The sequence below is a fragment of the Erwinia sp. Eh17-17 genome (genome assembly GCF_039675725.1).
Classification (GTDB): Bacteria; Pseudomonadota; Gammaproteobacteria; order Enterobacterales; family Enterobacteriaceae; genus Erwinia.
In genome coordinates this window covers 190,443-210,276 of sequence record NZ_JBDFQT010000007.1, presented here as the reverse complement: position 1 = coordinate 210,276, position 19,834 = coordinate 190,443, and the positions used below count along the sequence as shown (strand labels likewise).

The 19,834-nt window shown below is 57.3% G+C and carries 22 protein-coding genes; 8 read left to right on the top strand and 14 right to left on the bottom strand.

What is annotated here, in order from left to right; translation table 11 throughout:
• Positions 1-36 precede the first annotated feature (36 nt).
• From truD to cysG, 9 genes are all read right to left on the bottom strand, one after another.
• Positions 37-1,086, bottom strand: coding sequence for a tRNA pseudouridine(13) synthase TruD (gene truD, locus ABEH87_RS17675; RefSeq protein ID WP_346578216.1), 1,050 nt, complete (start codon positions 1,084-1,086; stop codon positions 37-39).
• A gap of 3 nt (positions 1,087-1,089) precedes the next feature.
• Positions 1,090-1,563 carry a 2-C-methyl-D-erythritol 2,4-cyclodiphosphate synthase gene (gene ispF, locus ABEH87_RS17670; RefSeq protein WP_346578214.1) on the bottom strand — a complete coding sequence of 158 codons (474 nt, stop codon included), beginning with the start codon at positions 1,561-1,563 and terminating at the stop codon, positions 1,090-1,092.
• Between the two features lie 11 nt (positions 1,564-1,574).
• Positions 1,575-2,282, bottom strand: a complete 708-nt coding sequence (gene ispD / locus ABEH87_RS17665) for a 2-C-methyl-D-erythritol 4-phosphate cytidylyltransferase (protein WP_346578212.1) — start codon at positions 2,280-2,282, stop codon at positions 1,575-1,577.
• Between the two features lie 25 nt (positions 2,283-2,307).
• On the bottom strand, positions 2,308-2,619 hold the full coding sequence (gene ftsB, locus ABEH87_RS17660; RefSeq protein ID WP_346578210.1) for a cell division protein FtsB: 312 nt from the start codon (positions 2,617-2,619) through the stop codon (positions 2,308-2,310).
• A 192-nt stretch (positions 2,620-2,811) separates the two neighbouring features.
• Positions 2,812-3,132 carry a DUF3561 family protein gene (locus ABEH87_RS17655; RefSeq protein WP_346578208.1) on the bottom strand — a complete coding sequence of 107 codons (321 nt, stop codon included), beginning with the start codon at positions 3,130-3,132 and terminating at the stop codon, positions 2,812-2,814.
• An 85-nt stretch (positions 3,133-3,217) separates the two neighbouring features.
• A complete protein-coding gene (gene cysC, locus ABEH87_RS17650; protein WP_346578206.1) occupies positions 3,218-3,823 on the bottom strand; it encodes an adenylyl-sulfate kinase in 606 nt (201 codons plus the stop codon).
• 1 nt (position 3,824) lies between these two features.
• Complete coding sequence (cysN, locus tag ABEH87_RS17645; protein WP_346578204.1) at positions 3,825-5,252, bottom strand: sulfate adenylyltransferase subunit CysN; 1,428 nt, start codon at positions 5,250-5,252, stop codon at positions 3,825-3,827.
• Positions 5,253-5,261: 9 nt separating this feature from the next.
• Positions 5,262-6,170, bottom strand: a complete 909-nt coding sequence (gene cysD, locus ABEH87_RS17640) for a sulfate adenylyltransferase subunit CysD (protein ID WP_346578202.1) — start codon at positions 6,168-6,170, stop codon at positions 5,262-5,264.
• A 9-nt stretch (positions 6,171-6,179) separates the two neighbouring features.
• Positions 6,180-7,595, bottom strand: a complete 1,416-nt coding sequence (cysG, locus tag ABEH87_RS17635; RefSeq protein ID WP_346578200.1) for a siroheme synthase CysG — start codon at positions 7,593-7,595, stop codon at positions 6,180-6,182.
• 254 nt (positions 7,596-7,849) lie between these two features.
• Here cysG and ABEH87_RS17630 point away from each other — a divergent pair, with 254 nt between their 5' ends.
• The 3 genes from ABEH87_RS17630 to ABEH87_RS17620 all read left to right on the top strand — a co-directional run bounded on the left by ABEH87_RS17630 (position 7,850) and on the right by ABEH87_RS17620 (position 9,659).
• Complete coding sequence (locus tag ABEH87_RS17630; RefSeq protein ID WP_346578198.1) at positions 7,850-8,833, top strand: aminopeptidase; 984 nt, start codon at positions 7,850-7,852, stop codon at positions 8,831-8,833.
• A 15-nt stretch (positions 8,834-8,848) separates the two neighbouring features.
• Positions 8,849-9,133: a YciI family protein gene (locus ABEH87_RS17625; protein ID WP_346578197.1), complete on the top strand. Its 285-nt coding sequence runs from the start codon at positions 8,849-8,851 to the stop codon at positions 9,131-9,133.
• A gap of 97 nt (positions 9,134-9,230) precedes the next feature.
• A complete protein-coding gene (locus tag ABEH87_RS17620; RefSeq protein WP_346578195.1) occupies positions 9,231-9,659 on the top strand; it encodes a hypothetical protein in 429 nt (142 codons plus the stop codon).
• Between the two features lie 64 nt (positions 9,660-9,723).
• Here ABEH87_RS17620 and ABEH87_RS17615 read toward each other — a convergent pair whose 3' ends face one another.
• The 3 genes from ABEH87_RS17615 to cysJ are packed head-to-tail and all read right to left on the bottom strand — an operon-like array spanning position 9,724 to position 13,985.
• Positions 9,724-10,455, bottom strand: a complete 732-nt coding sequence (locus ABEH87_RS17615; protein WP_346578193.1) for a phosphoadenylyl-sulfate reductase — start codon at positions 10,453-10,455, stop codon at positions 9,724-9,726.
• Between the two features lie 12 nt (positions 10,456-10,467).
• A complete protein-coding gene (gene cysI / locus ABEH87_RS17610) occupies positions 10,468-12,183 on the bottom strand; it encodes an assimilatory sulfite reductase (NADPH) hemoprotein subunit (RefSeq protein ID WP_346578191.1) in 1,716 nt (571 codons plus the stop codon).
• Positions 12,183-13,985, bottom strand: a complete 1,803-nt coding sequence (gene cysJ / locus ABEH87_RS17605) for an NADPH-dependent assimilatory sulfite reductase flavoprotein subunit (RefSeq protein ID WP_346578189.1) — start codon at positions 13,983-13,985, stop codon at positions 12,183-12,185. Before cysJ ends, cysI begins: the two co-directional genes overlap by 1 nt.
• A gap of 287 nt (positions 13,986-14,272) precedes the next feature.
• Between cysJ and queD the strand changes: the two genes are divergently transcribed.
• The 4 genes from queD to ABEH87_RS17585 all read left to right on the top strand — a co-directional run bounded on the left by queD (position 14,273) and on the right by ABEH87_RS17585 (position 17,082).
• Positions 14,273-14,632, top strand: a complete 360-nt coding sequence (gene queD, locus ABEH87_RS17600; protein WP_133846039.1) for a 6-carboxytetrahydropterin synthase QueD — start codon at positions 14,273-14,275, stop codon at positions 14,630-14,632.
• Positions 14,633-14,825: 193 nt separating this feature from the next.
• On the top strand, positions 14,826-15,524 hold the full coding sequence (locus ABEH87_RS17595; RefSeq protein WP_346578187.1) for an amino acid ABC transporter permease: 699 nt from the start codon (positions 14,826-14,828) through the stop codon (positions 15,522-15,524).
• Positions 15,502-16,269, top strand: coding sequence for an amino acid ABC transporter ATP-binding protein (locus ABEH87_RS17590; protein ID WP_346578185.1), 768 nt, complete (start codon positions 15,502-15,504; stop codon positions 16,267-16,269). Before ABEH87_RS17595 ends, ABEH87_RS17590 begins: the two co-directional genes overlap by 23 nt.
• A 39-nt stretch (positions 16,270-16,308) precedes the next feature.
• Positions 16,309-17,082 (top strand): amino acid ABC transporter substrate-binding protein, encoded by a 774-nt coding sequence (locus tag ABEH87_RS17585; RefSeq protein WP_346578183.1) that lies wholly within the window; start codon positions 16,309-16,311, stop codon positions 17,080-17,082.
• Positions 17,083-17,129: 47 nt separating this feature from the next.
• On the opposite strand, the gene ABEH87_RS17580 is transcribed toward ABEH87_RS17585, so the two are convergent.
• Complete coding sequence (locus tag ABEH87_RS17580; RefSeq protein ID WP_346578181.1) at positions 17,130-18,053, bottom strand: LysR family transcriptional regulator; 924 nt, start codon at positions 18,051-18,053, stop codon at positions 17,130-17,132.
• Between the two features lie 101 nt (positions 18,054-18,154).
• Here ABEH87_RS17580 and ABEH87_RS17575 point away from each other — a divergent pair, with 101 nt between their 5' ends.
• Positions 18,155-19,027 (top strand): MBL fold metallo-hydrolase, encoded by an 873-nt coding sequence (locus tag ABEH87_RS17575; RefSeq protein WP_346578179.1) that lies wholly within the window; start codon positions 18,155-18,157, stop codon positions 19,025-19,027.
• A gap of 120 nt (positions 19,028-19,147) precedes the next feature.
• Here the strand turns inward: ABEH87_RS17575 and queE are convergent, their stop codons facing one another.
• Positions 19,148-19,819: a 7-carboxy-7-deazaguanine synthase QueE gene (gene queE, locus ABEH87_RS17570; protein WP_346578177.1), complete on the bottom strand. Its 672-nt coding sequence runs from the start codon at positions 19,817-19,819 to the stop codon at positions 19,148-19,150.
• Positions 19,820-19,834: the final 15 nt, after the last annotated feature.

Here is a 19,834-nt window from a genome sequence, read left to right as displayed (position 1 = left end):
AGCCTGCTGGCCTGGCAGGCTCTGCAATGGGAGAGTTTACTCGTCAACCTCAGCGGCGCTTGCCTGGGTCAGCAGCAGTTCACGCACCACGCTGGTGGCAAAACTGCCGGCCGGTAGCCAGAAATTCATTTCCAGCGTGGCATCGTCTGACCAGTTCCAGTGCAGATCGCGGGGAATGACCAGCATTGCGCGGCGCGCGGCGTCCACGCGTTCACGGTCCATCAGCGCAATCAGCGCTTCCTCACCCGTCAGGCTGTTCTGCTCAAAGGCCAACGCCTCATCGCGCGTCCCCCATTCACCGCTGCCCGGCAGAGGTGCGGTAATACGCAGCTCGCTGGCTTCAACGCGCTGTTGCAGCGTGTCGAGTTCCGCCGCGTCAGCCACAAACCAGCTGCCGCGCCCGGTAAGCTGAAGCGCATCGCCCGGCAGCACCTGACACAGTGACCCCTGCTGCGCCAGACGGTCGCTGACCACCTGATTGAACATCGCGCTGCGGGCGGCAGAAAGAATAAAGCTGCGCTTATTACGCTCGCGCACGCGGATTTCATCCGCTGCCCAGCGCTGCGCCATGGTGAGGTTGTTACCTTCATGGCCGAAACGCTGGCTGCCGAAATAGTTAGGCACTCCGTCACGGGCAATGAGTTGCAGACGCTCTTCGACCGCCTCACGGTCAGAGATCTGGCGCAGCACCAGAGTAAACGCGTTGCCCTGCAGCGCACCGGTGCGCAGCTTGCGGCGGTGGCGGGCGCTTTCCAGCACCTCAACGCCTGCCAGCTCAAACGCCGTGAGGTCCGGGGTGATTTTGCCCGGCACGCGCAGGCAGAACCACTGCTCGGTGACCGCATGGCGATCTTTCATCCCGGCAAAACTGACGTCACGCGGGTGAATGCCGACAAATTTCGCCAGCGCGTCAGCGACAAAGCGGGTGTTGCAGCCATTTTTACGGATGCGCACCAGCAGCTGCTCGCCGTCACCATCCGGGGCGTAGCCGAGGTCTTCAATCACCACGAAATCTTCTGCGCTGGCTTTCAGCACACCGCTGGCGACGGGCCGACCGTGCAGCCAGCCCTGTTGGGTTAAGTCCATCGGTTATGCCTTCATCAGCAGTGCAACGGCTTCGCAGGCGATGCCTTCACCGCGCCCGGTAAACCCCAGCTTTTCGGTGGTGGTCGCTTTCACGTTGACCTCATCCATGTGGATACCGAGGTCTTCCGCAATGTTGATACGCATCTGCGGCGCATGTGGCAGCATTTTCGGTGCCTGGGCAATAATCGTCACATCGACGTTACCCACGCGGTAGCCTTTTTTGGCAATCTGACGCATCGCTTCGCGCAGCAGTTCGCGGCTGTCCGCCCCTTTATAAGCCTCGTCCGTATCCGGGAACAGCTTGCCGATGTCACCCAGGGCCGCCGCGCCCAGCAGCGCATCTGTCAGCGCATGCAGCGCCACATCACCGTCGGAATGAGCCAGCAATCCTTTTTCATAAGGGATACGCACGCCGCCAATAATCAGCGGGCCTTCGCCGCCGAAAGCATGTACATCAAAACCGTGACCGATACGCATTGAATGTTCTCCTAACTCTGTATTTGGGTCAGATAAAATTGCGCCAGCGCCAGGTCTTCCGGCCGCGTCACTTTAAGGTTATCACTGCGCCCGCTGACCAGCTCAGGGTGGTAGCCGCAATACTCCAGCGCCGAGGCTTCATCGGTGATGGTCGCGCCGTCATGCAGCGCGCGCAGCAGGCAGTCACGCAGTAGCGCCAGCGGGAAAAGTTGGGGTGTCAGCGCATGCCACAGGGCTTCGCGCTCGACGGTATGATCGATATCGCTGCGGCCACCGATGGCGCGTTTCATCGTATCACGCACCGGAGCCGCCAGAATTCCACCCACCTGGCTGGTGGTGGTCAGTGCCAGCAGCCGGGTCAGATCGCTGAGATGCAGACAGGGGCGGGCAGCATCATGCACCAGCGCCCACTGCGCATCCCCTGCCGCCTGCAAACCGGCAAGCACAGAATCAGCCCGCAATCCCCCGCCCGTGACGGTGGTCACGCGCGCATCCTGCGCCAGCGGCAGCTGAAGGAAGTGCGTGTCCTGCGGGCTGAGCGCAATAATCACCCGGCCGACGGCCGGATGAGCCAGCAGCGCAGCAATGCTGTGTTCCAGAATCGTTTTGCCACCGATGGTGAGGTACTGCTTGGGGCATTCTGACTGCATGCGGCTGCCGATCCCGGCTGCGGGAACGACGGCGATAATCTCCGGGAAGGACGCGGCGCTATTCATCATAGTGGTGAGGCAATCATGGTTATGGCTACTGACTGGCTGTTCGCTGCTGCACGTTTCGTTTATTTTGATCCGGCACAAGGCGATAGAAGGTCTCGCCGGGTTTAATCATCCCCAGCTCATTGCGTGCGCGTTCCTCGATCGCTTCCGAACCGCCGTTTAAGTCGTCGATTTCGGCAAAAAGCTGATCGTTTCGCGCTTTAAGTTTGGCGTTATTGGCCTGTTGCACAGCAACATCCTCACTAACGCGTGTGTAATCATGAATGCCGTTCTTGCCCAGCCAGAGCGAATACTGCAGCCAGCCGAGTAGTACAAGTAACAGCAACGTAAGTTTTCCCATCCCCAGCCCCCTGAAAAACGGCTCAATCATCCCATAACTTTTAGTACGACTCCACTCCGCTGGTGAAATAGAACCACATTCTCAGCATATGGTGCGAATACGCGCTAAAAATCACCAGAAATGGGGGTTTTTCGCTGACTGAAACGAAAAACTTTGTAACGTTGCGATGCATTTACACATCGCGAGGCCCGACTACCAGCCCGTCAGTAAGGTAAAAAGCAGCCAGAACAGCGCGACCACCATCACTATCGTGAGCAGCCCTGCCCAGACGAAACGATCGCGCAGCAGCATCGTCGCGATAATACCGACCAGAACCGACACCGGTAACAGCGCAAGGAAGAAAGGCCAGGTATAGAGGAGAAAGAACAGGGTGTTTGAACCGTACAGCAGGAAAGGAAGCGCCAGTGCAACCCACCAGGAAACAAAGCCCATCACACCACCGGGCAGAGTCCATGAGGGCTCTTCCCGATCGCGTTCGTCTTTACGTGCCAGCATGGGGGTGACGTTATGCATAAATATCCCGTTGAAGCTAAGGCGGGGATCGCTATGATGTTCCCGCCCGATCGCCGCCCACTTACGCACGTGAGCTGACTCTCTCTCAGGGTTTGATAATATCTCGCTGACGCAGCAGGTCTAATAACTGTGCGGTTAAATGTGTTACTAATTGTTCACCATCCAGATGAATATCCGCTGCCTCTGGCGCTTCATACACGGCATCAATCCCGGTGAAGTTACGCAGCTCACCGGCGCGGGCTTTCTTGTACAGCCCTTTCGGATCGCGCGCTTCACAGATGGCCAGCGGCGTATCGACGAAGACTTCAACGAAGCGCCCTTCCCCCAGCAGGTCGCGCACCATCTCGCGCTCGGCACGGTGGGGAGAGATAAACGCGGTCAGGACCACCAGTCCGGCATCGACCATCAGCTTCGCGACTTCTCCGACGCGGCGGATATTCTCTTTGCGGTCGTCGTCGCTGAAGCCAAGGTCACGGCACAGGCCGTGACGCACGTTATCGCCATCCAGCAGATAGCTGCTGACCCCAAGACGGTGCAGGGCCTGCTCCAGCGCACCGGCAACGGTAGATTTACCGGAACCCGACAGCCCGGTAAACCACAGCACCACGCCCTGATGACCATGCTGCTGCTCGCGCTCTTCACGACTCACGGGGTGGGCATGCCACACCACGTTTTCATCATGCTGCGCCATATTACTTACCGCCCAGCAGGTCGCGCGCGTTCCAGTGCGGGAAGTGACGACGCACCAGCGCGTTCAGCTCCAGTTCAAAGGCGCTGAATTCACCGCCGCTCTGCTGAACCTCTTCCAGCGGCTGACGGATCATGCCCGCACCGACGGTGACGTTGCTCAGGCGATCGATAAAGATCATCCCGCCGGTGACCGGATTCTGCTGATACGCATCGAGCACCATTGGCTCATCGAAGATCAGATCGACCAGCCCGATGCCGTTCAGCGGCAGCGCCTCAGTGTCGTGCTGCGTCAGGTTGTTGATCTCGACCTGATGCTGAATACGCTCCACGCGCGCCCTGGTTTTCTTTCCGGCGATTTTTACGTCGAAACTCTGCCCCGGCACCAGCGGCTTTTCCGCCATCCACACCACGTCAACAGCCGCAGCCTGCACCGGCGTTAGCTGCGCATCCACCGCCACCAGCAGGTCACCACGGCTGATATCTATTTCATCTTTCAGCACCAGGGTAATCGCCTGCCCGGCGGCGGCCTGATGCAGGTCACCGTCGAAGGTCACGATGCGGGCAATCGCCGACTCCACGCCGGACGGCAGCACTTTCACCCGCTGACCCACCTGAACAATACCGGATGCCAGCGTCCCCGCATAACCACGGAAATCCAGGTTCGGACGGTTAACGTACTGCACCGGGAAGCGCATCGGCTGCTGCTCTACCACACGCTGCACATCCACCGTTTCCAGCACGTCCAGCAGCGTCGGGCCGCTGTACCAGTTCATTGCGGCACTCGGTGCGGCAACGTTTTCGCCTTCCAGCGCCGACAGCGGGACAAAGCGAATATCCAGATCGCCCGGCAGCTGCCCGGCGAAATCGAGATAGTCCTGTTTGATCTGCTCGAACGTCTCCTGACTGTAGTTGACCAGATCCATCTTGTTGATCGCCACGATCAGATGTTTGATGCCCAGCAGCGTCGAGATAAAGCTGTGGCGACGGGTCTGATCGAGCACGCCTTTACGCGCATCGATCAACAGGATCGCCAGGTCACAGGTAGACGCGCCGGTGGCCATATTGCGCGTGTACTGCTCGTGGCCGGGGGTATCAGCAATGATAAATTTGCGCTTCTCCGTGGAGAAGTAACGGTACGCCACATCGATGGTGATGCCCTGCTCGCGCTCGGCCTGTAAACCATCCACCAGCAGCGCCAGGTCCAGTTTCTCCCCCTGGGTGCCGTGACGTTTGCTGTCGTTATGCAGCGTTGAGAGCTGGTCTTCGTAAATCTGGCGCGTGTCGTGCAGCAGGCGGCCAATCAGCGTACTTTTGCCGTCATCGACGCTGCCACAGGTCAGGAAACGCAGCAGGCTTTTGTGCTGCTGCGTGTGCAGCCAGGCTTCCACGCCGCCCTGGTCGGCAATCTGTTGTGCAATTACTGTATTCATGACGGTTCCTCAGAAATAACCCTGGCGTTTTTTCAGCTCCATTGAGCCGGCCTGATCGCGGTCAATCATCCGCCCCTGACGCTCACTGGTCGTGGAGACCAGCATCTCTTCGATGATCCCTGGCAGCGTTTGTGCTTCGGATTCGACGGCACCGGTCAGCGGCCAGCAGCCCAGGGTACGGAAGCGCACCATGCGCTCTTCGACAACTTCTCCCGGTTGCAGATCGATACGGTCATCGTCGATCATCATCAACATGCCGTCGCGCTCCAGTACCGGACGCATGGCCGCCAGGTAAAGTGGAACAATCTCGATATTTTCCAGGAAGATATACTGCCAGATATCCAGCTCGGTCCAGTTGGAGAGCGGGAACACGCGAATGCTTTCGCCTTTATTAATCTGTCCGTTGTAGTTGTGCCACAGCTCCGGACGCTGGTTTTTCGGGTCCCAGCGATGGAAGCGGTCACGGAAAGAGTAGATACGCTCTTTGGCGCGCGATTTTTCTTCATCGCGCCGTGCGCCTCCGAAAGCGGCATCAAAACCGTATTTGTTCAGCGCCTGCTTCAGCCCTTCGGTTTTCATGATATCGGTATGTTTGGCGCTACCGTGAACGAACGGGTTGATGCCCATCGCCACCCCTTCCGGGTTACGGTGAACCAGCAGTTCAGCACCGATATTTTTCACCATACGATCGCGGAATTCGTACATTTCGCGGAATTTCCAGCCGGTATCAACATGCAGCAGCGGAAACGGCAGGGTTCCGGGATAGAAGGCTTTCCGCGCCAGATGCAGCATGACCGATGAGTCTTTACCGATGGAGTACATCATCACCGGGTTACCGAACTCTGCCGCCACTTCGCGGATAATATGGATGCTTTCCGCCTCCAGTTGACGCAGATGAGTGAGTCGTTTCTGATCCATATCTTTTCCTCAAGCCAAATTCACAACAGGGGACTCGCGTCCGTCCTGCTGCGCTGAATGTTGGAACCATGCCAACTCATGATGCAGATTGACCACTTCGCCAATCACTATTAGCGCCGGAGTTGGGGCGTTTCGTGCCAGTTCTTCAAGTTGTTCCAGCGTGCCGGTCAGCACCTGCTGATCCTGGCGGGTGCCACGGCTAATCACCGCCGCCGGGGTGGCCGCATCGCGCCCGTGCGCGATGAGCTGGCTGGCGATGTCACCTGCCGCCATGGTCCCCATATAGATAGCCAGCGTCTGGCGTGAACGCGCCAGCGACGGCCAGTCCGTACCCTGACCGTCGGCGCGGCAGTGTCCGGTCACAAACAGCACGCTCTGGGCGTGGTCGCGGTGAGTGAGCGGAATACCGGCGTAGGCCGTGGCGCCGGACGCTGCCGTCACGCCCGGCACCACCTGGAATGGAATGCCCGCCGCGACGGCAGCCTGAAGTTCTTCCCCGCCACGGCCAAAAATAAACGGATCGCCGCCCTTCAGACGCACCACGCGTTTGCCCTTTTTGGCCAGCTCAACCAGCATCCGGTTAGTCTCTTCCTGTGGCACGCTGTGGGCGTTGGCGCGTTTGCCCACGCAGATGCGGTCTGCATCGCGGCGCACCAGGTCAAGAATTTCATCGCTGACCAGATGGTCATACAGCACCACATCGGCCAGCTGCATCACCTGCAACCCCCGCAGCGTCAGCAGGCCGCTGTCTCCGGGCCCGGCGCCAACGAGGATAATTTCCCCCTGGGCGGACTGCGTATCCGTCAACTGCTGGTCAAGGGTGCGTTTCGCCCCTTCAATATTGCCGGAGGCCACCTGGCTGGCGAATAACCCGTTAAAGGCTTTTTCCCAGAAGCGACGGCGGTCAGACATCTTGTTAAAGCGCTCTTTGACCTTTCCGCGCCACTGCCCGGCAATCTGCGCCATCTGGCCGAGATTGGCCGGCAGCAGCGATTCCAGTTTTTCGCGCAGCAGGCGCGCCAGAACCGGGGCCGTGCCGCTGGAGGAGATCGCCACCACCAGCGGAGAACGGTCAACAATAGAAGGAAAGATAAAGGAGCATTTCGGCTGGTCATCGACCACGTTGGCCAGCAGGTGGCGAGCCGTGGCATCGAGATAGACCTGGCCATTGAGCTCGCCGTCATCCGTGGCGGCAATCACCAGGAATACCGTGTCGAGCTGTGCTGGCTGATAGTCTTTAGCCAGCCATTCAATGCTGCCGCTGTCGTGCAGCGCCGCCAGTTCTTCGCAAAGGTGATGTGACACGACCTGTACGCGGGCACCGGCACGGCGTAACAGTTCGATTTTGCGTGCAGCCACATCGCCACCGCCAACCACCAGCACCGGCTTGTGTCTGATGTCAGCAAAAAGAGGGAGATAATCCACGTGAACCCTGTCTGTATCACTATTATAAAGGGGACTATACGTCCCGGCCCTGGAGCTTATGAAATTACTAATTGGAATGAGTAGTTACCGAATGGAATAACGCCACGGTAAAGCTGCGAACAAAATGTGCTTAACGAATGATATTTCGCGCCTTTCAGAGAGATTGAAATTGTCTAACCGTCTCTGCAATTTCATACTATGTGCGCAATTATTTTCGCATAATTCGTCACAGGATGACGATTAAGGACCCATAAATGTTAACTCTTCTGCGCCTGGGCGCGCTGTCGGCGCTGCTCGGTTGCAGCCTTAGTTTGCAGGCTCATGCCGCCAGTCAGAAAACCGGCAGCATCGCAGAGCATCAGATGCGGCATATCGCCACCTATTATCCCGGCCGGATGGCGGGCAGCCCGGCTGAAATGCTGACGGCCGACTATCTGCAGCAGCAGTTCAGCGAGCTGGGCTATCAGAGTAACCCGCGTCGCTTCACCACCCGCTATGCCTATCAGCATCAGGGCGGCGAACAGACGTGGCGAAACCTTAATACCACCTCCGTGATCGCCGCGCGGGAAGGCAAGGTCGCACAGCAGATTGTGATTATCGCCCACAGCGACAGCTGGACGCCGCAAAATGATACTGAGACGCAGAAGAACCTTGGCGGTCTGACCAATCAGGGAGTAAACGATAACGCCTCTGGCCTGGGCGTGATGCTGGAACTGGCGCAGCGCCTGAGTCAGCAGAAGCTGCATTACAGCCTGCGCTTTGTGGCGCTGAGCGGAGAAGAGCTGGGTCAGCAGGGCAGCGAAGAGTATCTGTCGCGCATGTCCCCTGAGGAGAAACACAATACGCTGCTGGTGATTGACCTGGACAGTCTGATTATGGGCAGCCATCTGACCTTTATGAGCGGCAGTAAAACGCCGGAGGCCGTGGTCCGCCAGACGCGTGACCGTGCCATAACGCTGGCCCGCCATCTGGGTATCAGTGCGAAATCACAGGCCGCGCAGAAGGAGGGGCCGTTTGACCGCGCGGGAATTCCACTGCTGTTGGTCAGCTCGGGCGATGCCGCGTCAGGAAAGCTGCCGCGCACTGTCGCCCTGCACTTCCCGCCAGAACTGCGTCATCAGGCGCAGCGTGATAATCTTGATTACATTGACCACTGGTTGCCGGGGCGCATTACCCGCCGCGCACATGATTCGGTCGCGGTTTTGCTACCTTTGATCCGTGAACTGGCTAATCCTTAATCTCTGGAGTCTGACATGTATATCGTTTTTCTCACCTATACCCGCCCGATGGAAGAAGTTGAAGCCCTGCTGGAGCCACACGTGGCGTGGCTCAACCGGTACTTTACCGCCGGGGCTTTTATCAGCGCCGGGCGGAAAGATCCGCGCACCGGGGGGATGATCATGGTGAAAGAGATGGACCGGAAACAGCTGGATGTGATCCTCGCGGAAGATCCTTTCCAGCAGGTCGCCAGCTATGACGTGACCAAGGTGAATATCACCCGCTCCGCCAATAAGTTTGCCGCACTGACCGGGATCTGAGGTTTATCATGACTGCGGCAGTCATGGCAGAGGGCACGGCTGACAGACAAAGAAACGATCCCGCTTGCGAATAAGTAAATTTCAACAAGGAAGTTATATGTTTAAAAAGGATGTTTGTGGTTGGGCAGGCATTTTACTGGGCAGTATGGCCCTGCTGCTGGTCATCACCCACTTTATGGCCGGTCCGTTTACTCCCCGCCCTTCGCTGGAAAGCATTGTGGTAACGAAAACGGTGGCAATTAAGCATGCGGCCTTAGACGCCCTGCACGGTAAGCCGCTGGTTGAAAAAGCAAAAAGTGTCGGCTGGAATATTGACCGCATACTGTCGGTTATTAGCGCAATGATGGGGACGGGTGCGGTGATCCTTGGCATCATTGGCTGGGCACGTAAGGAAGAACATCGTGTCGCGGCTGCCGCCGGGCTTCTGGGGCTGGCGACGATTGCCTTTCAGCCCGCCATGGCCATCGTTGCCGCCATTATTCTGGCGGTGCTTATTGCAGGCATCCTGCAAGGCCTGCTGGGATAACCAACGCGGGAATATGTGCCGATTTAATGGCCGACCGGAACAAAAGGTCGGCCAATACGTAAATCTACTCGTGCAGCCCGCACTCGCGCTTGAGGCCAAAAAAGCGCGTCTCTTCTTCTGCCATTCCCGGCTCCCATTTGCGCGTGGTGTGCGTGTCGCCCACCGAGAGGTAGCCCTGCTCCCACAGCGGATGGTAGCTCAGACCGTGCTGTTGCAGATACTGATACACCTGGCGGTTGTCCCAGTCGATGATCGGCAGCAGCTTGAACACGCCCTTTTTGATCGCCAGCACCGGCAGATGCGCCCGGCTGCCTGACTGGTCGCGGCGCAGCCCGGCAAACCACGTCTGCGCTTTCAGCGTTTCCAGCGCGCGGTTCATCGGCTCAACCTTGTTAATCTGGTTGTAGCGCTCAATCCCCTCCACGCCCTGCTCCCAGAGCTTGCCGTAGCGCGCTTCCTGCCACGCCGGGCTGTGCTCCGCGCGAAACACCTGGAGGTTGAGATCCAGTTTTTCCGTCAGTTGATCAATGAACTGATAGGTTTCCGGGAACAGATAGCCGGTATCGGTGAGGATCACCGGGATATCCGGTTTCTGACGCGCCACCAGATGCAGGCTGACCGCCGCCTGAATACCAAAACTGGAGGTCAGTACCGCCTCACCCGGCAGGTTCTCCAGGCCCCAGATCACCCGATCTTCAGCGGAGAGCTTATCCAGCGTATTGTTGATTTCAGCGAGCGCCATTACGCGCTCCACTTTCGGTAATGCGTTCAGTGTAGTGAGATCGAGAACTGCCATATCACCCCTCCATCATTCCCAGAAGTCACGGGCCGGGTCGAGCACCGGTCTGACGATACCGGCACGAATAGTGAAATCACCGAAGCCTTCATCCGCCTCACGCTCTTTCGACCAACGGCCAATCAGTTCATCAAGGGTCGCCAGGATCTGCTCTTCATTGATGTTTTCGCTGTACATACGCGGGATACGTGTGCCTATGCGGTTACCGCCCAGATGCAGGTTGTAACGTCCCGGCGCTTTCCCCACCAGGCCGACCTCAGCCAGCAGCGCACGACCACAGCCGTTAGGGCAGCCGGTGACGCGCAGGACAATGTGCTCATCGCCCACGCCGTGTGCGGTCATGATGCCTTCCACGCGGGTGACAAACTCCGGCAGGAAGCGTTCGGCCTCTGCCATCGCCAGCGGGCAGGTCGGGAAGGCCACGCAGGCCATTGAGTTCTCACGCTGGTGGCTGACGTTTTCCATCAGGCCGTGCGTGACCGCCAGCTGTTCAATCTTCTCTTTCTCTGACTCCGGCACACCCGCGACAATCAGGTTCTGGTTGGCGGTTAAGCGGAAGTCACCCTGGTGGATTTTCGCAATTTCAGCCAGGCCGGTTTTCAGCGGGCGGCCAGGATAATCAAGAATACGGCCGTTCTCAATAAACAGCGTCAGGTGCCATTTGTTATCAATGCCTTTCACCCAGCCGAAGCGATCGCCACGGGTGGTAAATTCGTAATGCCGTGTCGGCTCAAAGACGATCCCGGCGCGACGTTCCACCTCGGCCTTAAACACATCCGGGCCAACGCGCTCCAGGGTGTATTTGGTTTTGGCATTTTTACGGTCGGTGCGGTTACCCCAGTCGCGCTGGGTGGTCACCACAGCGGCCGCGACGTCGAGGATCTTCTCAACCGGCAGATAGCCGAACTCCGTCGCGGTGCGCGCATAGGTGGCTTTATTGCCGTGGTCGATAGACAGACCGCCACCTACCAGCAGGTTAAAGCCCACCAGCTTGCCGTTCTCGGCAATCGCAATAAAGTTCAGGTCGTTGGCGTGCAGGTCAACGTCATTATGCGGCGGCACCACCACGGTGGTTTTAAACTTACGCGGCAGATAGGTTTCACCGAGGATCGGCTCCACATCGGTGGTGGCGACCTTTTCCTGATCCAGCCAGATCTCGGCGTAGGCGCGGGTCTGCGGCAGCAGATGCTCCGACAGTTTTTTCGCCCACTCGTACGCTTCCTGATGCAGTTCAGACTCAATCGGGTTTGAGCTGCAAAGCACGTTACGGTTGACGTCGTTGGCCGTTGCCAGCGCATCCAGCCCGACTTCGTGCAGCATCTGATGGGCCGGTTTCACGTTGCCTTTCAGAATGCCGTGAAACTGGAAGGTCTGCCGATTGGTCAGACGAATACTGCCGTAAATGGTGTTGTCAGCGGCAAATTTATCAATCGCTAGCCACTGAGTCGGCGTCATGATGCCGCCCGGCAGACGGCAGCGCAGCATCATCGCGTGGCGTGCATCCAGCTTCTGTTCGGCACGTTCAGCGCGAATATCGCGGTCATCCTGCTGGTACATGCCGTGGAAACGGATCAGCAGGAAGTTATCGCCGTTGAAGCCGCCGGTGAGGCCATCATTCAGATCTTCGGCAATGCCGCCGCGCAGGTAGTTGCTCTCTTTTTTCAGGCGCTCGGCGTCAACCAGCTTGCCTTCAACCACCAAGGGTCCAGGATATTTTTCATTGCTCATTAGTACACATCTCGCTGATAACGGCGCTCAATGCGCAGCTCACTCAAAAATTCATCGGCCGATTCGGTATCCATTGCACCAAATTCAGCTACCACTTCCAGTAATGCCTGCTCAACGTCTTTCGCCATGCGGTTCGCATCGCCACAGACGTAAATGTGCGCACCCTCCTCGATCCAGCGCCACAGCTCCGCCCCTCTGGCGCGGATTTTATCCTGTACGTACACTTTGTGCGCCTGATCGCGCGACCAGGCCAGGTCGATATGGGTCAGCAGGCCGTCTTTGACGTAGCGCTGCCACTCAACCTGATAGAGGAAGTCCTCGGTAAAGTGCGGGTTACCAAAGAACAGCCAGTTTTTGCCCGCCGCACCTTCAGCATCGCGCTGCTGCATAAAGGCGCGGAACGGCGCGATGCCGGTCCCGGGACCAATCATGATCACCGGCGCATCCGGACTGGCAGGCAGACGGAAATTATCGTTATGCTCGATAAAGACGCGGATCTCTGCGTCCTCTTCCAGGCGGTCGGCCAGATAGCTGGAAGCGCCACCGGCACGGGCACGCCCTTCAATCTCATAGCGCACCGCGCCCACGGTAATATGCACTTCGTTTTCATTCTCGGCCTGTGAAGAGGCGATAGAGTAAAGACGCGGCGTCAGCGGGCGCAGCAGGCCGGTCAGCTGTTCGGCATTCAGCTCGGTCGGCGCATAGCGCGCCATATCAACAATCGGCGTGTTCTGCGCGTAATGCTGAAGTCTGGCTTTATCCTGCGTCTGCGCCAGCAGCGCTTCATTACGGGAAAGTCTGGCATATTGCTCGACAATCTGCGGGGTATTTACCGTCAGTTCGTAATGTTTTTGCAGGGCTTCAGCCAGCGGCAGCGTGGCACCGTCAACGTTGACTGGCTCATCCCCTTTCAGCCACAGCAGCTCCAGCAGCTCTTTCACCAGCAGCGGATCGTTCTCGAACCACACGCCCAGCGCATCGCCAGGCTGATAGCGCAGCCCGGAATCGCCGAGGTCAATTTCGATGTGGCGCACGTCTTTGTCTGAATCACGGCCGGTGATTTTCTGGTTAACGGCGAAACTGGCGGTCAGCGGGGATTCTTTGCTGTATGGGCTGGTGTGGATCTCATTCACGCTGCCCGTCGTCGCCGCAGCCACCTGGCTGGCGCTGGCATCCGGCACGCGCGCCTTGAGGATATCGACCACCTGCCTGCGCCAGGCTTCGGCCTGTGCGGCATAGTCTACGTCGGCGTCCACGCGCTCCAGCAGACGTTCACCGCCGAGCTCTGCCAGCTTGTGGTCGAAATCTTTGCCCGCCTGGCTGAAGAATTCATAGGAGGTGTCGCCCAGGCCAAACACTGCAAACGCGCTGCCGTCCATTTTTGGCGCTTTCTTCGACATCAGGAATTTGTGCAGCGCCACCGCTTCTTCCGGTGGTTCACCCTCGCCCTGCGTTGATGTCACCACCACCAGCAGTTTTTCCTGACCAATCTGCTTAAACTTGTAGTCCCCGGCATTCACCAGGTTAACGTTCAGCTTCACCGCCAGCAGGTCGTCACGCAGCTGCTCAGACAGACGACGCGCGTTACCGGTTTGTGATGCAGAGAGAATCGTTACCGTGGGCACCTCAACCGCCGCCGGAGCGCTGGCCACGGCCGCGCCCGGAGCCTGATTAACCATGCCCCAGAAATAACCGGAAAGCCACGCCAGCTGGGTGGGAGTGTAATCCCCGGTGGCTGCCTGCAAGCGGGCAAGCTGGTCCGGATTTAACGGAAGCATGTTAGAGGGTGCCTGAGTCGTCATTGCGTTGAAAATTCCACAGTCAGAGATCTATTAACAACAGGGTAAGGGCAAGCATAATAACCCTTAAATAAGGGTTGGAAATAATTAATAACCAAAATGACTAAGCGGTTTTTCGGGTAAGCCTTAGCAGCAAAACAGATTGATTATTGCTATAACTTTCAATGAGTTAAAATACACACTATTTTAAGGTGCTTGCGCTTATTGCCCTGAGCCGGGAAACGGGTGCGAAAAAAGCCGTTTTCCGGTATCCTGCGGCGGTTTTGTTGATAAAGACTGAGACTGTCACTATGGCCACAACGCTGTTTAAAGATTTTCAATTCGAAGCCGCGCACCATTTACCCAATGTGCCTGCAGGGCACAAATGCGGCCGCCTGCACGGGCACTCCTTTATGGTTCGTCTGGAAATTACCGGCGAAGTGGATGCTCATACCGGCTGGGTGATGGATTTTTCCGAGATCAAAGCGGCATTCAAACCCGTCTATGACCGTCTGGATCACTATTATCTGAATGATATTCCGGGCCTGGAGAATCCCACCAGCGAAGTGCTGGCAGAGTGGATCTGGCAGCAGATGAAGCCAGTGCTGCCGCTGCTGAGCGCCGTGCTGGTAAAAGAAACCTGTACCGCTGGCTGCGTCTATCGCGGTTAACCGTCCGACAGGTCCGTTACCCTCAACGGGCCTGCATTTTTATCCTGACTAATTAGCCTAAACCATTCTCTTAACAGCATATTCCAAAAGACTCTAAACTAGCATTTCAAGATATAAGCGCCTTTTTCTGCCCCGTGATATTCTCTCGACACATCATAAAATATCAATAAGATTGCTCCAGGACAGGTGTAAAATGCCAGCATGGTTGACGTTAGCAGTGGATTCATTCTGGCCGATGCTTTATGCCGGCGTGACCTTTACCATTCCATTAACGCTCATTTCTTTTGCTCTTGGTTTATCGCTGGGCTTTATTGTTGCCCTGGCGCGGCTATATGGGCCAAAGCCATTACAATATATCGTTCGCTTCTATGTCTGGCTTATTCGCGGTACGCCGTTACTGGTGCAGCTGTTCCTTATTTTTTACGCTCTGCCGGGCGTAGGGATTACCCTGGATGCCTTCCCGGCAGCAGTAATCGGTTTTACGCTGAATATCGGCGCTTATACTTCGGAAGTGATCCGCGCCACGCTGCTCTCCGTACCTAAGGGCCAGTGGGAAGCCGCCCACTCTATCAGCATGAGCTGGGCTCAGGCGCTGCGACGGATTATTATTCCTCAGGCAGCGCGTACTGCCATTCCGCCGCTGTCCAATACGTTTATCTCACTGGTTAAAGATACCTCGCTGGCATCGGTGATTACCGTGCCTGAAATGTTCCTCGCCGCGCAGCGTATTGCGGCGGTAACGTATCAGCCATTAATTTTATATACCGAGGCCGCCATTATTTACTTGCTGATTAGCTCTGTATTATCGGCATTACAGACGCGACTGGAAAATAAGCTGGCGAATAACAGCACGGTAAAGGAAAGAGATAATGATCAAATTATCCGGAATTGAAAAACAGTTTGATGGTAACCCGGTATTAAAGAATATTAACCTGACCATTAGTGAAGGCAGTGTGACCGCGCTGATCGGCCCTTCCGGCAGTGGAAAAAGTACGCTGTTACGCTGCATCAATCTGCTGGAAATCCCCCAGGCGGGGGAACTGACGATTGGCACTGAACGGATAGCCTTCTCCGGCAGCCCCCGCGTCAGCCGCAAAGATATTCGTCGCATCTGCCAGCAAACCGGCATGGTGTTTCAAAACTTCCAGCTGTTTCCCCACTTAACGGTGTTGGAAAACATTATGGAAGGGCTGGTCACCGTGCATAAGCAGACCCGCGCTCAGGCCCGCCAGCGAGCAGAAGCACTGCTGGAAAAAGTCGGCATGTCCCACAAGCGCGACGCCTGGCCAGCCAATCTGTCCGGTGGTCAGCAGCAGCGCGTGGCGATTGCCCGCGCGCTGGCCCCTTCCCCGAAGGTGCTGCTGTGCGATGAACCGACGTCGGCACTGGACCCGGAACTGTCTCTGGAAGTGGTGGCAGTGCTCAGGCAGCTGGCAAAAGAAGGCATGACCATGCTGATGGCCACGCACGACCTGCGCCTGGCAGCCAATATTGCTAATAACGTGGTGTTTCTGGAAGCGGGAGAGATCGTGGAGTCGGGAACGTCCCACGCCCTGTTCACCCGCGCAGAGAAGCCCAGAACCAAAGCCTTTATTTCTACCCTGACCGACACTTTGCCCGATTCATGGGAAATATAATTTAAGACCCCTTCACAGACCGCATTCAGGAGTTATGACATGAAAACGATGACGACGTTGTTACTGGCTGGACTGATTCAGTTTGGCTTCTCTTCTGCGGCGCTGGCAGAAACGGACCTCGCCAAAATTCAGTCGGCAGGCGTACTGAAAATCGGTACGGAAGGCACCTATCCTCCGTTTACCTACCACGATGCATCCGGCGCGTTGACCGGTTTTGATGTTGAGATCGGTCGTGAAGTGGCGAAACGTCTCAAGGTGAAAGCTGAATTTGTTGAGGGCAAATGGGACGGTCTGATCGCCGGTCTGGATGCGAAGCGCTACGACGCGGTGATTAACCAGGTCTCGATCACGCCGGAACGTCAGCAGAAGTTTGACTTCTCTGAGCCGTATATTGCCTCTAAAGGCGTGCTGATTGTGCGCAGCGACAACACCACCATTAAGTCTTTTGAGGACCTGAAAGGTAAAAAATCTGCCCATACGCTGACCAGCAACTTTGCTCAGCTGGCGCGCAGCTATGGCGCAGAAATCGTCGGCACCGACGGTTTTAATCAGTCGGTGGATCTGGTCGCCAGCGGTCGTGCCGATGCCACGATCAACGATAACCTTTCGTATCTCGACTTCAAAAAGCACAGACCGGAAGCAAAAGTCAAAATTGCCGCCACCCAGAGCGAAGCCGAGCATTCGGGGATCCTGCTGCGTAAAGGAAACCCGGAGCTGAAGGCCGCTATTGACAAGGCTTTGACCGAGCTTAAAAACGACGGAACCTATCAGCGCATTTCTCAGCACTACTTTGCCGCTGACGTGTCGAAATAACCCGTCGTTGTCAAACTCCGCAGGGTAACCCCCTGCGGAGCCACTCTTCACGGCGCCTGATTAGCTCCGCTCAGCAACCGACCCGCTTCTTCTCCGCTAAACCACTCCACCAGGAAATCCAGCAGGGCGCGCAGGCGCGGTGACTGGTACTGGCGCGAGGTGTAAATCGCATACAGCCCCAGCTCATCCAGCTGATAGTCCGGCAGCAGCGCCACCAGCTCACCGCTGGCCAGTAAAGATCGTACGCTGTAAACCGGCTGCATTGAAACCCCGGCCCCTGCCAGCGTGGCCGCCAGCAGCATAACGGAATCATTGCCGCTCAGGTTGCCGCTGACGGCCACGGCCTCTTTCTCTTCCCCACGGGTGAAATGCCACAGGCTTTTACCGAAATGCGAATAGGCCAGGCAGTTGTGCCGTATCAGATCCTGTGGGACAAGTGGCGTTCCCGCGCGTGCCAGATAGTCCGGTGCGGCACAGAGCGCCGAATGGCAGGTATGTAGCGGGCGGGCAATCAGATTGGGTTCCAGCTGGGCGGTAATGCGCAAAGCCAGATCGATGCGCTCTTCCACCAGGTTAACCCGCTGATTGCTGATATGCAGGTCAATGCGCACCCTGGGGTAACGCAGCTGAAAGGCCGTCAGTGCCGCCATCAGTACGCTCTGCCCCAGCGACAGCGCACAGGAGACGCGCAGCAGGCCAGACAGCGCCTCGCCCTCCGGCTGGTTACTTTGCTCAATCTCAGCAGCCAGCGTCATCATCTGCTGACAGCGCGCCAGCGCGTGTTCCCCGGCGGGCGTCAGGCTAAGACGCCGCGTGCTGCGGTGCAGCAGTCGCGCCCCGGACCAGCTCTCCATCTGGTTGAGGTGGCGGGTCACCATTGCCCGCGACATGCCCAGCGTTTCCGCCGCCGCCGACAGGCTGCCGCGTTGCACAATGGTGATAAAAACCGTCGCTGCGGTCAGTCGATCCATAATATGTCCGTTTTATGCAACAATCTGTTGCCTGATAGTCGGTTTATCTGGTGGATTTTGCAACCTACACTGCTCTCTTTCCCGTTATCAGGTAGCCCATCATGAAAACCCGTCTGACGTTACTGCTGGCCTTTGCCGCCAGCGCACCGCTTTACGCCGCTGAAACACTGAAAATGGAGGTCTACAATCCGGGTGAAGCCAGTATGTTTGCGGTTTCCAGCGAGATTATTTCCGGCCCGCATGAGGTGGTGCTGATTGACGCTCAGTTCCAGCGTAATGATGCAGAAGCGCTGGTAAAGCGTATTAAAGCCACCGGTAAGACGCTCACCACGGTATTTATCAGTCAGTCCGATCCGGACTTCTACTTCGGGCTGGATACTATTCAGCGCGCCTTCCCGCAGGCAAAAATTCTCGCCACAGCGGCCACGGTCGATCTGATTAAGCAGTCGAAAGACGGCAAGCTGGCGTTCTGGGGGCCGAAAATGGGCGCTAATGCGCCACAGTCGCTGGTGGTGCCTGAGGTATTAACCGGCAACAGTTTCAGGGTCGATGGTGAAACCATTGAGGTGAAAGGCATTGATGGCCCGCAGCCGCAGAATACGTATCTGTGGGTGCCCGCGCTGAAGACCGTCATGGGCGGCGTGGTGGTGTATGGCAATAATATCCACGTCTGGATGGCCGATGCCCAGCACGCTGAGGAACGTTCAGCGTGGCAGCAGAAGCTGGAAGCGATTCACGCACTGAAACCGGTGCGCGTGGTGCCGGGGCACTTCCTGCCGGGCGCCGCCGAGACGCTGGCGTCGGTTAACTTCACTCAGCAGTATCTGAAAACCGCAGAAACGGTGCTGGCAGAGAGTAAAGATGCTGCCAGCTATACGGCGGCGATGAAGACCCGGTATCCGGCACTGAAGGACGCATCGAGCCTGGAACTGAGTGCAAAAGTGCTGAAAGGCGAGATGAAGTGGCCGCAGTAAGCGGATAAAAGGTCGCACAGGGCGACCTTTGAGGTATTTGCACAGAATCGATTTGCCTGTTGTTGCGGCACGATCGGTCGGGGTCGACCTTCTTTTGCGGTCGCCCCGATGACAGGGTCTTCAGGCGATATTCAGATACTTGTGCGTCTGCATCGACAGCCGCCAGTTGCGCGCAATACAGGTCTCAATGCACAGCTTCGTCGCGTCATCCTTCTGACTGATTGGCTGCAACGCAATGATCCGCGCCTTATCATCACTGAGCGTCGCCAGCAGGTCGTCCAGCGCATCGACATCGCGCTGACGCGCCACCGGATGCTTGACCTCATCAGCCCGCACCAGCGCCTGGTTCAGCACGTCATAGCCGCCGCGCATATTGACCTTGGGCGATACCGTAACCCAGGTTTCCGGGGTACAGCGCACCTCATGGGTGCCGCTGGTTTCAATCTGGCAGCCGAAACCGTGCTGCGAAAGCGCTGCGGTCAGCGGCGTCAGATCGTGAATGCACGGCTCTCCGCCGGTGATGACAATATGCTTCGCCGTCCAGCCATGTCGCTGGATCACCGCGATTAAGGCTTGCGCATCGGCCGCGCCCCAGGCATCGGTTTCCACGGTTTTCAGCAGAATATCTCCCAGCGAGGTCTCCCGATCGGCCAGCTTATCCCAGGTATGTTTGGTATCACACCAACTGCAGCCCACCGGGCATCCCTGCAAGCGGATAAAAATTGCCGGTACGCCGGTATAAAGACCTTCGCCCTGCAACGTCTGGAACATTTCATTTATCGGGTACTGCATTAACATCTCGACTGA

Coding starts and splice junctions, on each gene's coding strand:
- cysD (WP_346578202.1), bottom strand. CDS start 6,170: ATGGATCAGAAACGACTCACTCATCTGCGTCAACTGGAGGCGGAAAGC.
- ABEH87_RS17595 (WP_346578187.1), top strand. CDS start 14,826: ATGCCAGCATGGTTGACGTTAGCAGTGGATTCATTCTGGCCGATGCTT.
- ABEH87_RS17625 (WP_346578197.1), top strand. CDS start 8,849: ATGTATATCGTTTTTCTCACCTATACCCGCCCGATGGAAGAAGTTGAA.
- truD (WP_346578216.1), bottom strand. CDS start 1,086: ATGGACTTAACCCAACAGGGCTGGCTGCACGGTCGGCCCGTCGCCAGC.
- queD (WP_133846039.1), top strand. CDS start 14,273: ATGGCCACAACGCTGTTTAAAGATTTTCAATTCGAAGCCGCGCACCAT.
- cysC (WP_346578206.1), bottom strand. CDS start 3,823: ATGGCGCAGCATGATGAAAACGTGGTGTGGCATGCCCACCCCGTGAGT.
- ABEH87_RS17580 (WP_346578181.1), bottom strand. CDS start 18,053: ATGGATCGACTGACCGCAGCGACGGTTTTTATCACCATTGTGCAACGC.
- cysJ (WP_346578189.1), bottom strand. CDS start 13,985: ATGACGACTCAGGCACCCTCTAACATGCTTCCGTTAAATCCGGACCAG.
- ABEH87_RS17655 (WP_346578208.1), bottom strand. CDS start 3,132: ATGCATAACGTCACCCCCATGCTGGCACGTAAAGACGAACGCGATCGG.
- ispD (WP_346578212.1), bottom strand. CDS start 2,282: ATGATGAATAGCGCCGCGTCCTTCCCGGAGATTATCGCCGTCGTTCCC.
- ABEH87_RS17630 (WP_346578198.1), top strand. CDS start 7,850: ATGTTAACTCTTCTGCGCCTGGGCGCGCTGTCGGCGCTGCTCGGTTGC.
- cysI (WP_346578191.1), bottom strand. CDS start 12,183: ATGAGCAATGAAAAATATCCTGGACCCTTGGTGGTTGAAGGCAAGCTG.
- ABEH87_RS17615 (WP_346578193.1), bottom strand. CDS start 10,455: ATGGCAGTTCTCGATCTCACTACACTGAACGCATTACCGAAAGTGGAG.
- ispF (WP_346578214.1), bottom strand. CDS start 1,563: ATGCGTATCGGTCACGGTTTTGATGTACATGCTTTCGGCGGCGAAGGC.
- ftsB (WP_346578210.1), bottom strand. CDS start 2,619: ATGGGAAAACTTACGTTGCTGTTACTTGTACTACTCGGCTGGCTGCAG.
- ABEH87_RS17575 (WP_346578179.1), top strand. CDS start 18,155: ATGAAAACCCGTCTGACGTTACTGCTGGCCTTTGCCGCCAGCGCACCG.
- queE (WP_346578177.1), bottom strand. CDS start 19,819: ATGCAGTACCCGATAAATGAAATGTTCCAGACGTTGCAGGGCGAAGGT.
- cysN (WP_346578204.1), bottom strand. CDS start 5,252: ATGAATACAGTAATTGCACAACAGATTGCCGACCAGGGCGGCGTGGAA.
- ABEH87_RS17620 (WP_346578195.1), top strand. CDS start 9,231: ATGTTTAAAAAGGATGTTTGTGGTTGGGCAGGCATTTTACTGGGCAGT.
- ABEH87_RS17590 (WP_346578185.1), top strand. CDS start 15,502: ATGATCAAATTATCCGGAATTGAAAAACAGTTTGATGGTAACCCGGTA.
- ABEH87_RS17585 (WP_346578183.1), top strand. CDS start 16,309: ATGAAAACGATGACGACGTTGTTACTGGCTGGACTGATTCAGTTTGGC.